We start from the raw sequence: 13,503 nt of genomic DNA on the forward strand, positions 1-13,503 counted from the left end.
CCCTTCGCGAGGGCGCCCGCGTTCTCCTCGGCCTGGGCGACCGTACGGAAGCCGGGGATGGGGATGGTGCGCGGGCTGCGGGCCCAGATCCAGGCGAGGGCGCCCTGCGCGAGCGTACGGCCCTCGCTGGTCAGGATCTCGCGCAGCGCCTCGACCCGGCCGAGCCACTCCGGGTCGGCGCCGGAGTCGGCGGTGAAGCCCGGCAGCCAGGCGGGCGGGGCGGCCCGGATGTCCCCGGCCTCCAGCGGACGTCCGGCGGTGTGCTTGCCGGTGAGCAGACCCATGGCGAGGGGGCTGCGGTTGATGCTCGCGAGGTCCGACTTCTCGCAGAGCGCGAGGAGTTCGGGCGCGTCCTGCAGGATGTTCAGCCGGTGCTGCACGGCCGCGCAGTGCGGCCCCTGCGCGAACACGGCGGCCCGGTCCGGGTCGTCGGTGCTCCACGCGTACGCCCGGATCAGGCCCTCTCGTACGAACTCCTCGCAGGTGTCGCGGAGTTCGGCGGCGCGCTCGGGGTCGGCGTCGGAGAGGTGGAGCTGGTAGAGGTCGACGTGGTCGGTGCCGAGGCGGCCGAGGGAGGCCGTGAGGGCACGGCGGGCGTGGGCCGGGGTGTCGTCCTGGCCGGTGAGGGTGCGGGTGCGCTCGTCGAAGAGGTTGCCCCACTTGGTGGCCACGACGACGTCGGCGCGGCGCTTGCCGAGGGCGCGGCCGAGCAGACGCTCGCTGTGGCCGGTGCCGTACGCGTCGGCGGTGTCGAAGAAGGTGACACCGAGGTCGAGGGCGCGGTGGATCGCCCGCACCGACTCATCGTCGTCGACCTTGCCCCAGCCCAGCGGCTGCCCGTCGGGCGCCTGCCACTCGCCGCCGATCGCCCAGCAGCCGAAGCCGAGGGCGCTGACCTGGATACCGCTGCTGCCGAGCTGCCTTGTGTACGTGTGCGTGTTCGTCTCCATGACCCCGACGTTAGAAGTTGGAGTGCACGCGAAGGCAAGCCCTCCGAGCGAAGATCAGGCCTGGCCGGTCTCAAAACGGGAGATCTTGCCGTCCTCCACCGTGAAGTGCCAGGCGGTGCGCATCTCGCCCCAGGTGTCGTTGCGGTAGCGGGCGACGAGGGAACGGCCGCCGTCGGACTCGTGGTCGACCTCCATGTGGCCGTGGGAGGAGAAGATCTCCCGGTCCACCCACTCGTCGAGGTTCCGGTCGGAGCCGTCGTCCGACATCGTCGCGTCGTCGGTGAGGAGGTCCATGAAGGCGGCCTGGTCGTGCGCGTTCACCGCGTTGACGAAGGCCCGGACGGTCGGGTCACTGAGTTTGGCTGGTGCGATCGTCATGCCGGTCAGCCTCACACCGTTCGTATACGTACGCCACCGGAGGCGCGCCCCCGTACGCCACCGGGGGCGCGCCCACGGTCGAGGGGCCCCGTCCCGTGCCACCCGAACGGCCGCGCGGGTGGATCGGAGGGGTGTGCCCGGTGCGACGGTGGATACGCGGGAGGGGAGTCGCCGTTGTCCGATCCTCCGCCTGTTCTCGCTCTGGAGTGACCATGACCTCTTTCGACCGACGCGATCTGGGACTGCTGCTGCTCCGTCTGGGCGCGGGCGGGGTGCTGGCCGCGCACGGGACACAGAAGCTGTTCGGCTGGTTCGGCGGGGGCGGGATCGAGGGGACCGGGAAGTTCATGGAGTCCGTCGGGTACACGCCCGGCAGGGCGAGCGCCACCGCGGCGGGGCTGGCCGAGACCGGTGGCGGCACCCTGCTCGCCCTGGGCCTCGCGACACCCGGGGCCGGTGCCGCGGCTGCCGGGGCCATGGCGGGCGCGGCGGCGGTGCACACGCCCAACGGCTTCTTCAACGCCTCCGGCGGCTACGAGTACGCCGCGACCCTGGGCCTCGCCGCCGCCGGCCTCGCGATCGCCGGCCCCGGCCGGCTCTCCCTCGACCACGCCCTGCGCCATGTCGCCGACCAGGGCTGGATGGTGCCGGTGGCGTTCGCCGGTACGGCCGCGGCGACGGCGCTGGTGGTGGGGGCGCGGAACCGGCGGGTGCGGCGGGAGAAGGAGGGGACGCAGGAACCGCTGTTCGAGGAGTGACCGTTCGAAGATTGACCGTATGAGCGGGGCGCGCATGGCAGGCTGCGGCCATGAGCGATGCCAACTCCCCCGACGATCTGTGGCGTTCCATCTCCCTCCTCCACTCCTGGCTGGAGTCCAACCGCGTCCACGACGGCCAAGAACTCCTGCTCCTGCGCATGCTGAAGCTCCAGGAGGAGGTCGGCGAGGTCGCCCAGGCGGTGATCGGCGCGACCGGGTCCAACCCGCGCAAGGGCACGACGCACACCTGGGACGACGTGCGGTCGGAGCTGTGCGACGTGGTCATCACGGCGCTGGTGGCGCTGCGTACGCTCACCCCGGACGCCCGCGCGGTGTTCAACGCCCATCTCGCCGGGGTCACCGCACGCTCGGAGGGCTCCCGGCATGGCTGACAGCGCCTTCTGGATCGCCTCGCTCACCGCCGGTACCGCCGTGCTCGCCAGTTGGGTGACCAGCCGGGGGACGGCGCGGGCGGCGCGGATACAGGCGGACACGACGGCGGACGCGCAGCGGGTGCAGCGGCTGCGGGAGGCCCGGCGGACGGCGTACGCGGAGTTCATCGAGCAGGCGCAGCGACTGAGCCATGTGCACTGGAAGGTGTCCGACGTGTGCCGGGCCGCCGAGGGCGGGCCGGCGCCGGAGCACATCGAGGCGCTGCGGCGGTTGCGTGACCAGCAGCGGGACGAGTACGCGGCGCTGCGGCACCTCACCTGGATCGTCTCGCTGGAGGGGCCCGAGGAGGTCGCCGAGCTCGCCAACAAGGTCCGGCGTTCGACGAGTCCGTTCCACAAGGCGATCGAGGCGATGATCGAGGGCGACGCCGGTGCCGCGGCCCGCTTCGACGCCTGCTACTCGCCGTTCTGGCAGGCGCTGAAGGAGTTCACGAAGGCCTCGCGCGACACCCTGCACGCCATGTAGACCGGGCTCCGGTCATACCCCGGGCTGACCCGGCGGTCGTGTCGTACCGCGTTCTGAGTACCGGGGATTGTCGGCAGCCGCACGACGACGGGAGGGGGCCCCGGCCGGGAGTCTGGGCGGGTATCCGAGACATCTGACGTGGAGACCTGCGCCTCATGGCAACCTTCCTCTATCGGCTGGGCCGGCTGGCCTTCCGCAAACGCTGGTACGTCATCCTGCTGTGGATGGCGGTGCTGGGTGCCGTCGGTGTCGGCGCCCTCAAGGCCCCGGGAGCCTCCGACGAGGAGTTCTCCATGCCGGGCATCGAGTCCCAGAAGGCGTTCGACCTGATGGAAGAGCGCTTCCCCGGCGTCACGGCCGACGGGGCCACCGCCCGGGTCGTGTTCGTCGCGCCGAGCGGTGAGAAGGTCACCGCCGCCGAGAACAGGAAGGCCATCGAGGACACCGTGGCCGATCTGGCCGGCGGATCGCAGGTCGCGAGCGCCGTCGACCCGTTCCGGGCGAGGGCCGTCAGCGAGGACGGCTCGACGGCGTACGCGACCGTCACCTACAAGGTCACCGCCAACGACCTCACCGACGCCGACAGGGACCACCTGAAGGACGCGCTCCACACGGCTGAGGACTCCGGATTGACCGTCGAGGCCGGCGGCGACGCGGTGGCCGAGCAGGGCGGCGCGGGCGGCGCGGCCGAGGTGATCGGTGTCGCCATCGCCGCCGTCGTCCTGCTGGTCACCTTCGGCTCACTGGCCGCGGCCGGGCTGCCGCTGCTGACCGCGCTCGTGGGCGTCGGCCTCAGCATGGCCACGATCCTCGCCCTGTCCGACGCCCTCGGCCTGTCCACGACGACCGGCACCCTCGCGATGATGCTGGGTCTCGCGGTCGGCATCGACTACGCCCTGTTCGTCGTCTCCCGCTACCGCGAGGAACGGGCCAAGGGCCGTACACCTCAGGAGGCGACCGCCCTCGCCACGGGCACGGCCGGATCGGCGGTGGTGTTCGCCGGACTCACCGTCGTCATCGCGCTGGCCGGACTGTCCGTGGTGGGCATCCCGATGCTGACGAAGATGGGGCTGGCCGCCGCGGGCGCGGTCGTCGTCGCCGTGCTGATCGCGCTGACCCTGGTCCCGGCCGTCCTCGGCTGCTGGCCGAACGCCGTGCTCTCGCGCAAGGCCCGAAAGAGCGGCCGTATCGAGGAGAGCCCCAAGGACAACGGCGGCACCCGGTGGTCCCGGTTCGTGCTGCGCCGCCCCGTGCCCGTACTGCTCCTCGGCGTCGTCGGCCTGGGCGCGCTCGCGATCCCGATGGCCGACCTCCAGCTGGGCATGCCCGGCGACGAGGCCAAGTCGACCTCCACCACCGAGCGCCGGGCCTACGACGCGCTCGCCGAGGGCTTCGGGCCCGGCTTCAACGGACCGCTGACGATCGTGGTGGACGCCAAGGGCGTGGACGACGCGAAGGGCGCCGCCGAGACGATCGCGAAGGAGATCGGCGCCACCGAGGGCGTCGTGTCCGTCTCTCCCGCGCGCTTCAACGAGGCCGGCGACACCGCTGTCTTCTCGGCCGTGCCCACCACCGCGCCGACCGACGAGAAGACCAAGGACCTGGTGACCGTCATCCGGGACGAGCGTCCCGGCATCGAGTCCGAGACCGGGGCGACGTACGAGGTCACCGGCACCACCGCGCTGAACATCGACATCTCCGACAAGGTGCGGTCCGCGCTGGTCCCCTATCTGCTGGTCGTGGTCGGCCTGGCCGTCATCCTCCTGCTGATCGTCTTCCGCTCCCTGCTCGTCCCGCTCAAGGCGGCCCTCGGCTTCCTGCTGTCGGTGCTCGCGTCGCTCGGCGTGGTCGTCCTGGTCTTCCAGCAGGGCCACGGCGCGGAGCTCTTCGGCGTGGAGCAGACCGGCCCGATCATGAGCCTGATGCCGATCTTCCTGGTGGGCATCGTCTTCGGTCTGGCGATGGACTACGAGGTGTTCCTCGTCTCGCGGATGCGGGAGGCGTACGTGCACGGCGGCCGGGCCGACGAGGCGATCACCAGCGGCTTCCGGCACAGCGCCCGGGTGGTCGTGGCCGCCGCCCTGATCATGATCGCGGTGTTCGCCGGGTTCATCGGCGAGAGCGAGTCCATGATCAAGATGATCGGGTTCGGGCTGGCCTCGGCGGTCCTGTTCGACGCGTTCGTCGTACGGATGGCGATCGTGCCCGCCGTGCTCACCCTGCTCGGCGACAGGGCCTGGTGGCTGCCGAAGTGGCTGGACCGGATGCTGCCCCACGTCGATGTCGAGGGTGAGGCGCTCAGCCGCGGGCCCGAGGCGGATCCGGCCCCGGCCCGAACCGCCGAGCCGGCGGTGGCGCGCACCTGATCCGACCGCCCCTCCCCCACCGGGGGCCGTCCGTGGCGAAGGACACGGACGGCCCTCGGGGCGTGCGCACCCGAAGTCGACCACCATGGTCCCAGCCTCACCGACCGGAGTCCCGATGACCGTCAATCTGGAACGGCGCTACGCGGATCGCCTCGAGAACTTCTCGGGCCGCCATCCCTTCCTCGTCGATCTGGCGCAGGTCGTGGCGCTGATGGGCTGCGCGACCCTCGGCAGCGCGCTCACCCTGCCCGGCGCCGAGCCACCGGATCAGGACAAGGTCGCCGTCGTCCTCATGGGTGTGTCCTGTCTGTTCCTGCTCAAGCACCGCACCCACCCGCGCACCGCCCTCGTCGTGACCGCGATCTGCACGATCGTCGCGGTCGCCCTGGGCTATCTCCTCACCCCGCTGCTGCTGGCACCGATCATGGCGGCGCTCTACTGGCTGGCCACCTTCACCGACCGGACGACCATCCGCGTCTACGGCCTCACCACCATCGCGGCAACGAGCCTCGCGGCCGTGTTCGCCGACTCCATGGACCACCTCTCGCTGGTGCTCAGGACGATCGGCCCGATCTTCTGGCTGCTGCTGCCCCTCGCCGCGGGCCGGGGGACCCAGGTGCGGCGGGCCTATCTGAAGTCGGTGCAGGCCCGCGCCGAGCACGCGGAGCGCACCCGGGAGGAGGAGGCCCGTCTCCGGGTCGCCGAGGAGCGGATGCGCATCGCCCGCGATCTGCACGACGTGGTCGCCCACCACCTGGCCCTCGCCAACGCCCAGGCGGGCACCGCCGCACACCTCACCCGTACCGACCCCGAGCAGGCCCACCGCATCCTCACCGACCTGACCACCACCACGTCGTCGGCGCTGCGCGAGCTGAAGGGCACCGTCGGTGTGCTGCGCCGTCCCGACGACCCCGCCGCGCCTCTGGCCCCCACACCCGGGCTCGACCAGCTCCCGGACCTGATCACCACGTGCGCGTCCGCCGGTCTCTCGGTCACCGTCACCACGGAGGGCGCGCCGGCGCCGCTCGACCCCGGGGTGGACCTGACCGCGTACCGGATCGTGCAGGAGGCCCTCACCAACGTCAACAAGCACGCCGCCGTGGACGCGGCCCGCATTCATCTGGCGTACGAGGAGGCCCACCTGACGGTCACGATCACCGACGACGGCACACCACGCCCCGAGGGCGCTGCCGGAGCCGGCCGAGGCTTCGGCCTGATCGGCATGCGCGAGCGCGCCCAGTCCGTCGGCGGCTGTCTGAGCGCCGGTCACCGTCCCGAAGGCGGCTTCGAGGTCACCACCGACCTCCCGCTGCGCCCCCGTCCCAGCATCCCGGAACCGGTCGCGGAACCGACCCATGACCAGCGGAAGTAGAACAGCACCATGCCCCTTCGTGTCCTGCTCGCCGACGACCAGGCCCTGCTGCGGGCCACCTTCCGGATCCTCATCGACTCCTGCGAGGACATGGAGGTGGTCGCCGAGGCCACCGACGGCAGGGAGGCGGTCGACCTCGTCCGCGTCCACCGCCCCGACGTGGTGCTCATGGACATCCGTATGCCCGGCACCGACGGTCTCACCGCCACGGCCGTCATCTGCGCCGACGAGGAACTGGCCGACACACGCGTACTGATCCTCACCACCTTCGAGATCGACGAGTACGTCGCCCAGGCGCTGCGCTCCGGCGCCAGCGGTTTCCTCGGCAAGGACGTCACCGCCGACGTCCTCCTCGACGGCATCCGCACCGTGGCCACCGGGGAGACCCTGCTCTCCCCCGCCGCCACCCGCACCCTCATCACCCGCTTCCTCGCCGCCCCCGTCCCCGGCAACCGCCTGGCGGTCCCCGAGCAGCTGGCCGCCCTCACCACCCGGGAGCGCGAGGTGATGGCCCTGGCCGCCGAGGGCCACTCCAATGACGAGATCGCCGAGAAGCTGTACGTCAGCCCGCTGACCGTACGGACCCACGTCCACCGCGCCATGACCAAACTCGGCGCCCGCGACCGGGCCCAACTGGTCGTCATGGCGTACCAGTCGGGACTGGTCCAGGTCACACCACCCCATGAGGGTCCCTGAGGGCCGCTGAGGGCCACTGAGGTGAAAACGCGTGCGGCGGGCGACTATCACTTCGTGACGGTCAGCCATCTGCGCGCCACCTCGAATGTCCTGAGGTGACGCGCAGTCGGCCGATCAATTCATGTTTCTCTACTCGCTGCCACTCCTTGATTACTTCTCGCTACTACTTGTTACTCCTTGTTACTCCTTGTAGAAGGTGGCGTCCTGCCGGTCGAGGTCGGTGCTGATCGGCTGGGCGTAGATCAGGTTGTTGTAGTGGCGGAGGTAGCGGCCGGGGAAGTTGTACGACTCGTACGACACTCCGGCCGCGGAGTCGGCGAGACCGGACCGCTCGAAGAAGGAGGCGTCACCGTCGAACAGGGTCGTGCCGTCGTCCTTCTCCACCCACAGCTCGAAGTTCTTGTGGCGGAGGTAGTAGCCGGGGAAGTTCGCGGACTCCAGCGACACCGTGCCGTTGCCCGCGAGACCGGGGACGATCCGGAACTGGGAGTCGGCGAGGTTGGTGACGTTGGCCTCCAGCTTGGCCCGGTACTCCCAGTGGCGGATGAACTTGCCCGGGTAGTTGTACGAGGAGAGGCGGACCGGGGTCACGCCGTCGGCGACGGGGATGCCGAAGTTGGGGGTGCCGTCGGCGTTCCAGTACACCTTCTGGTAGCGGGTGCGGCGGTTGGGGTCGTTGAGCGGGTCGCCGCTGATGTCCTTGTAGTTGCGGTCGTGGTAGACGAGGATGTCCGACTTGCCGTCCTCGGAGACGGTGAAGGAGTTGTGGCCGGGGCCGTACTGGCTGGTCGAGGCGTTGGTCTTGAAGACCGGCTGCTGGCTCTTCGTCCAGGAGGCCGGGTTGAGCAGGTCGGCGGTGGCGGAGGCGGTCAGCATGCCGAGGCAGTAGTTGCTGTCGGTGGCGCTGGCCGAGTAGGTCAGGAAGACCTTGCCGTTCTTCTGGATGACGGCCGGGCCCTCGTTCACCTTGTAGCCGATGGTCTCCCAGGACAGCGTGGGCTGGGAGATCTCGGCCGGGGTGCCGCTGATGGTCCAGGGGTTGAGCATCTTGGCGATGAAGATGCTGGTGTTGTTGTTCTCGGCCGGGTTGCGCTGCGCCCAGGACAGGTAGCGGGTGCCGTTGACCACGAAGGTGGTGGCGTCCAGCGAGAACGTCTCCCACGTGGTCTTGATCTGGCCCTTCTCGGTCCAGGTCCCGGTCAGCGGGTTGGCGGCGCTGGTCTCCAGGACATACATCCGGATGGCCCAGATGTCGTTGGTGGCCCCGGCGGCGAAGTAGACGTACCACTTGCCGTCGATGAAGTGGACCTCCGGCGCCCAGATGTGCGCGCCCATGACGCCGCTGGAGTGCTTGGTCCAGATGGTCGTCTCGGGGGCGGTCGAGAGGCCCTGCAGGGTGGTCGCCCGGCGCATGACGATGCGGTCGTACTCGGGGACGGTCGCGGTGAAGTAGTAGTAGCCGTCGGTGTGCTTGAAGATGTGCGGGTCGGCGCGCTTCTCGGCGATCGGGTTGGTGAAGGTGACGGCCGGCGAGGCGGGGGCCGCCGCGTGGGCGGGCGTGCCGGTGGTGATGAGGGCCAGCGCGGCGAGGACCGCCGTCAGCAGGCGACAGACGAGACGTCTCATGGGGTTCTACGGCCCTTCGGGATCAGGCGGTGGTGGGGACGAGGCGCCACTGCTGGCAGTTGTTGCTCAGCCAGGACCACTGGCGTACGTCGGTGCCGTCGGCGGTGCCGCAGTTGGCGACGTCCATGACCTTGCCGGTGGCGGCGTTGACGATCCGCACGTAGTCGCCGCCGAGGTAGACCATGCGGAACTTCTGGCAGTTGTTGTTCAGCCAGGACCACTGCCGGATGTCGGTGCCGTCCGCGGTGGCGCAGTCGGCGACGTCGGCGACCTTGCCGGTGGCGACGTTGACGAGGCGGCTGGTGTCGTCGGCGCGGTCCTCGATGCGCCACTTCTGGTTGGCGCCGCCGTTGCAGGTCCACTGGGCGATGTTGGTGCCGTCGGCCGTGTTGCCGCCGGTGACGTCCAGGCACTTGCCGCTGTTGCGGTTGACGATCGTGTACGCGTTCGGGGTCGTCGCGGTCTCACCGGAGGGGCCGGCCAGCGTCGTGCCGAGGGCGACCGGGGTGCCGAAGTTCGGGGTGCCGTCGGCGTTCCAGGTGAACTTCTGCGCACGGGTCGTACGGCCGTTGTCGCAGCCGTCGCTCGCCGAGTCGTTGGCGTGGTAGACGATCCAGTTCTCGGTGCCGTCCGGGGAGGTGAAGAACCCGTTGTGACCCGGCGCGTACACGCCGTTGGCGTCGTTCCGCTGGAAGACGGGGGTCTGCTTCTTCGTCCAGGAGGAGGCGAGCAGCGGGTCGGACCCGGTCAGCTCCAGCTGGCCCAGCTTGTAGTCCGGACCCCAGCAGGCACTCGCCGAGTAGATGAGGAACGTACGGCCGTTGCGGTAGAGCGGCTCGGGCCCCTCGTTGACCTGCCCGCTCTGCGTCTCCCAGCTCAGCGTCGGGCTGGAGATGACGGTGAAGGTGGTGGAGGCGAGGGTGTACGGGTTGCTGAGCGGCGCGATGACCAGGCTCTGCGGGCTGCCGCCGGCCGAGCCGCTGCCGACGAGGTACAGCTTGTTGTTGTACTTGAGCACGCTGGCGTCGATGAGCCAGCCGCCCGGGCTGAGGTTGGACCCGGAGAGCATGTTCTTGTAGGTGTACGGCCCCATCGGGTCGGAGCCCGCGCTCTCCAGCACATGCGTGCGCTGGTCGTCGCAGCAGGCGGAGCCGCGTGGCCCGGCCGAGTAGTACAGGTACCACTTGCCGTCGAAGAAGTGGATCTCCGGCGCCCACATGTTCCAGTTGCGGCTGCTGGTCGTGTCCGACCACACCTGCACACTGGGCGCGGTGCTCAGCCCGGCCAGCGTGGGCGACTTGCGCATGGTCAGCTCACCGGTGAACGAGGTCGTCACCAGGTAGTAGTTGCCGTTGTAGTACTCCAGCCACGGGTCGGCCCCCTTCTGGGACTTGACCGGGTTGGTGTACGGCTTGCCTTCGGCAGCGGCGGCGGGCTGCGAGGGCTGAACGGCGAGGAGCGACGCGAAGAGGGCCAGCAGCGCTGCCCCCAGCGTCAGCCAGTGGCGGGGCGTCGACCACCGAGGGGTGCGAACGCGAGCGGGGGTGGGGAACACGACAAGTCCCTTCCGGGAGCGGCTCGAAACGACAGCGTTCGATATTGCGAACGCTGTGCGTAACTTCGGCCAGAAGGTAAGGGTGGGGCAGGAGGGACGTCAATGGATGTGACGCTTTTATGTCGTCGAGAGTGCGCGCCGAGGTTGCCGGGCCACGCCTGCGGAAGCAAAGAAGACCGTCAGGCGTGCGGACCGCGCGGTTCCGGGGAACCGCGCGGCGCACCCGAAGACGTATGTCTCAACGGTGTGGCGGCTCAGCGCAGGGTGCGGACGAAGACGTCCCCGATCAGGTTCGTGTCCTCGGGGACCAGGCCGGGGTAGTAGGAGTCGAAGACGACGGTCGACTCGTCGAGGCTCAGGGCCGCCGCCCCCACGGTGAGGGGCTTGCCGTCCTGACCGGGCGACAGCAACTGCTCCTCCCCGGTGCACGGATCGCGCAGGATCAGCCCCCGGGTGCTGCGGTTCGCGTCGGCGGTGTTCAGGAGCAGCTTCGACCCGTTCGCGGAGAGGTCCGAGATCAGGGTGAGGTCGGTGGGGTCGTGGCCGTCGTACCGCTGGAGCGTGCCGGTGCGCAGGTCGTAGACGAACGCGTTCCAGGACGTACTGCTGTTCCCATTGGGGTCGGTGCCGGGGATCAGGTTGGTGGCCACGGAGTTGAAGCCGACCTTGGACCCGTCGGCGCTCAGCACCGGGCCGATCGCCGACCGGTCGGCCGGGGCACCGTCGTGGGTGGCGTCGGCCTGTACGGTCTGCCCGGTCACCCGGTCGTAGACGAGGATGTCCCCTTGGTCGTTGTCGGACGGCCCGGGGTAGCCCTCCTGGTAGGCGACTTTGCGCCCGTTGGCGCTCATCGAGATCTGCCGGCACTGATGGAAGTTCTTCGATCCGTCCGAGGGCCGGCTGACCCGCTGGACCTGCTGCGTCTTCCGGTCGAGGAGCATGACCCGGCAGGCGAACGCGCCGTTGGGGTCGACGGCGGGCCGGGCGACGAAGGCCACGTAGCGCCCGTTCGCGCTGATCGGGGCGACGCCGTTGGACACCTGGTAGCCCTCGTCCATGGCGGGCGCCAGACGCTCGACGCTCCCGGTGCTCAGATCCATGACGTGCACGGAGGACTTCTGGGTCGCGGACGAGAAGGACGTGAAGGTCAAGTACCGCCCGGACTCGGACAGTTGAGGCGTGGACGTCGTCTCCCCCGGCACGACGACCCGCTGCAGCGGCGCACCGGGAGCCGTCCGATAGAAAACACTGTTCGCCACGTCCGTACCGGCCACCAGGTTGGTCGCCCCCGACTCGAACGCCACGACCCGCCCGTCCGCGCTCACCACGGGGGTCGTCGAGTGCCGGTTGCCGCCGGTGCCGTCGGGCGCCACGCTGATCCGCTCAGTCCGCGGCACCGGCTCATCACCCGCCGCCGCCTGCGCGGCCCCGGCGGGCCAGGCGACGGCCCCCACCAGCACGGCACTCACGAGGATCCGTAAGGAAGGTCTCATCACTGCTCCCCCTTCACCCGGGGACGGCATCAGCCGTCCCCCACACCCCCGTGCCCCCGGCCCTGCGCAGAGGGCTCACGAGGATGCAGGCGATGAAACCGCGCGGGTGGTGAAGGGTCAATGCATCCGCGGTCGAGGACTCGATACGCCTTGGTCTAGCGTGAGGGTGAACTCCCGCCCCGGCCGCTCGTCCCGATTGCGAGGCCCCACGTGCACATCGCGCCCCTGAGCCCCGACGACCCCGCCGAGCTGGGCGGATACGAGCTGCTCGGGCGGATCGGGCAGGGCGGTATGGGTCAGGTGTATCTGGGGGAGTCGCCGGGCGGGGAACCGGCCGCGGTGAAGGTGATCAAGCCGTCGATCGTGGACTCCGAGACGCGGCTGAGGTTCGCGCAGGAGGTGGAGATCCTCAAGACGGTCTGGGGCGCCCGGATCGCCGCCCTCCTGGACGCCGACCCGGAGGCGGACCCGCCGTGGCTGGCGACCGAGTACGTCGAGGGCCTGGACCTCAGCAGGCACGTGGCCGGCCATGGGCCGCTCGACGCCCTGCTCACCGCCTCGCTGGGCGCGACACTCGCGGAGGCACTGGCGACGGTGCACAAGCAGGGGCTGCTGCACCGTGATCTGAAGCCGGCCAACGTACTCCTCGGCCCCAACGGGCCCAAGGTGATCGACTTCGGTCTCGCGGTGTTCGCGGAGTCCAGCGTGTCGCTGACCGCGGCCAACACGGTCGTCGGCACTCCTTCCTGCATGCCGCCCGAGCAGGCGAACGGCGAGAGGCCGCTGACGCCGGCGGTCGACGTGTACGCGCTGGGCGCCGTGCTGCTGTTCGCCGCCTCGGGGCACGCCCCCTACCGGGCCGACAACATCCATCTCCTGTTCCACCAAGTCGTCGATCCCGCGACCGCGCCGGACCTCTCGGGGGCGCCGGAGGAACTCGTGCCGCTGCTGACGGCGATGCTGGCCCACCGTGCTCAGGACCGGCCCGCGCTCGACGACGTCGTACGGCAATGCCGGGTGCTGATCGAGGCGCGGGGGCTCAAGGTCGCCCAGGCGCGGCGCAGGCTCACGCACCACACGGCCGCCCCGGCCCACGTCCTCGACGACCTGCTCGCCGTGGAACGCCCGACCGTGCCGGGGGCGGCGGCTCGGGCACGCGCCGGGACGACCGACGTCCCGGCCGACGTTCCGGCCGGTCGAAGGGGGCCGGCGACGCCCACGCCCGGGACGGCCCGGCAGGAGCCGGGTGGGTCCCGGCCCGCCCAGCAAGGGCCCGCGTCGCCCGCCCCGCCGGTGGCTCCGACTCCGGTGCCGGGGCCGGGGCCGGGGCCGGGGCCGACGGATCCTCGTCTGCTCTTCGCCCGCGTCGACACCCCCATGCCTCCGGCCAC

12 protein-coding genes are annotated in these 13,503 nt (G+C 70.5%); 7 read left to right on the forward strand and 5 right to left on the reverse strand.

The annotated features are described in order from the left end of the window. A partial coding sequence (locus STRIP9103_RS00565) for an aldo/keto reductase (RefSeq protein WP_048819453.1) occupies positions 1–950 on the reverse strand: 950 nt, incomplete at its 3' end. A 54-nt stretch (positions 951–1,004) separates the two neighbouring features. Beyond that, positions 1,005–1,328, reverse strand: a complete 324-nt coding sequence (locus tag STRIP9103_RS00570) for a nuclear transport factor 2 family protein (protein WP_048819454.1) — start codon at positions 1,326–1,328, stop codon at positions 1,005–1,007. A 212-nt stretch (positions 1,329–1,540) separates the two neighbouring features. On the opposite strand from STRIP9103_RS00570, the gene STRIP9103_RS00575 reads away from it, so the two are divergent. The 6 genes from STRIP9103_RS00575 to STRIP9103_RS00600 all read left to right on the forward strand — a co-directional run bounded on the left by STRIP9103_RS00575 (position 1,541) and on the right by STRIP9103_RS00600 (position 7,438). Then, positions 1,541–2,086, forward strand: a complete 546-nt coding sequence (locus STRIP9103_RS00575) for a DoxX family membrane protein (protein WP_009293513.1) — start codon at positions 1,541–1,543, stop codon at positions 2,084–2,086. A gap of 50 nt (positions 2,087–2,136) precedes the next feature. Continuing rightward, complete coding sequence (locus STRIP9103_RS00580) at positions 2,137–2,478, forward strand: MazG-like family protein (RefSeq protein WP_009293511.1); 342 nt, start codon at positions 2,137–2,139, stop codon at positions 2,476–2,478. Further along, a complete protein-coding gene (locus STRIP9103_RS00585; protein WP_009293517.1) occupies positions 2,471–3,004 on the forward strand; it encodes a hypothetical protein in 534 nt (177 codons plus the stop codon). The genes STRIP9103_RS00580 and STRIP9103_RS00585 overlap by 8 nt, the downstream gene beginning before the upstream one ends. A 155-nt stretch (positions 3,005–3,159) precedes the next feature. Then, complete coding sequence (locus STRIP9103_RS00590; RefSeq protein WP_009293519.1) at positions 3,160–5,370, forward strand: MMPL family transporter; 2,211 nt, start codon at positions 3,160–3,162, stop codon at positions 5,368–5,370. A 115-nt stretch (positions 5,371–5,485) separates the two neighbouring features. Next, positions 5,486–6,742 carry a sensor histidine kinase gene (locus STRIP9103_RS00595; protein ID WP_009293512.1) on the forward strand — a complete coding sequence of 419 codons (1,257 nt, stop codon included), beginning with the start codon at positions 5,486–5,488 and terminating at the stop codon, positions 6,740–6,742. A gap of 9 nt (positions 6,743–6,751) precedes the next feature. Beyond that, a complete protein-coding gene (locus STRIP9103_RS00600; RefSeq protein ID WP_009293516.1) occupies positions 6,752–7,438 on the forward strand; it encodes a response regulator transcription factor in 687 nt (228 codons plus the stop codon). Positions 7,439–7,618: 180 nt separating this feature from the next. Here STRIP9103_RS00600 and STRIP9103_RS00605 read toward each other — a convergent pair whose 3' ends face one another. The 3 genes from STRIP9103_RS00605 to STRIP9103_RS00615 form a co-directional block, all read right to left on the reverse strand. Then, on the reverse strand, positions 7,619–9,064 hold the full coding sequence (locus STRIP9103_RS00605; RefSeq protein WP_009293520.1) for a family 43 glycosylhydrolase: 1,446 nt from the start codon (positions 9,062–9,064) through the stop codon (positions 7,619–7,621). 22 nt (positions 9,065–9,086) lie between these two features. After that, on the reverse strand, positions 9,087–10,619 hold the full coding sequence (locus STRIP9103_RS00610) for a family 43 glycosylhydrolase (protein WP_009293518.1): 1,533 nt from the start codon (positions 10,617–10,619) through the stop codon (positions 9,087–9,089). 254 nt (positions 10,620–10,873) lie between these two features. Continuing rightward, a complete protein-coding gene (locus tag STRIP9103_RS00615) occupies positions 10,874–12,112 on the reverse strand; it encodes a TolB-like translocation protein (RefSeq protein WP_009293515.1) in 1,239 nt (412 codons plus the stop codon). 210 nt (positions 12,113–12,322) lie between these two features. On the opposite strand from STRIP9103_RS00615, the gene STRIP9103_RS00620 reads away from it, so the two are divergent. Beyond that, the coding region (locus STRIP9103_RS00620) for a serine/threonine-protein kinase (RefSeq protein WP_009293514.1) at positions 12,323–13,503 on the forward strand (1,181 nt) is incomplete at its 3' end.

It is taken from the genome of Streptomyces ipomoeae 91-03, assembly GCF_000317595.1.
GTDB lineage: Bacteria > Actinomycetota > Actinomycetes > Streptomycetales > Streptomycetaceae > Streptomyces > Streptomyces ipomoeae.

Coding starts and splice junctions, on each gene's coding strand:
- STRIP9103_RS00570 (WP_048819454.1), bottom strand. CDS start 1,328: ATGACGATCGCACCAGCCAAACTCAGTGACCCGACCGTCCGGGCCTTC.
- STRIP9103_RS00575 (WP_009293513.1), top strand. CDS start 1,541: ATGACCTCTTTCGACCGACGCGATCTGGGACTGCTGCTGCTCCGTCTG.
- STRIP9103_RS00580 (WP_009293511.1), top strand. CDS start 2,137: ATGAGCGATGCCAACTCCCCCGACGATCTGTGGCGTTCCATCTCCCTC.
- STRIP9103_RS00585 (WP_009293517.1), top strand. CDS start 2,471: ATGGCTGACAGCGCCTTCTGGATCGCCTCGCTCACCGCCGGTACCGCC.
- STRIP9103_RS00590 (WP_009293519.1), top strand. CDS start 3,160: ATGGCAACCTTCCTCTATCGGCTGGGCCGGCTGGCCTTCCGCAAACGC.
- STRIP9103_RS00595 (WP_009293512.1), top strand. CDS start 5,486: ATGACCGTCAATCTGGAACGGCGCTACGCGGATCGCCTCGAGAACTTC.
- STRIP9103_RS00600 (WP_009293516.1), top strand. CDS start 6,752: ATGCCCCTTCGTGTCCTGCTCGCCGACGACCAGGCCCTGCTGCGGGCC.
- STRIP9103_RS00605 (WP_009293520.1), bottom strand. CDS start 9,064: ATGAGACGTCTCGTCTGTCGCCTGCTGACGGCGGTCCTCGCCGCGCTG.
- STRIP9103_RS00615 (WP_009293515.1), bottom strand. CDS start 12,112: ATGAGACCTTCCTTACGGATCCTCGTGAGTGCCGTGCTGGTGGGGGCC.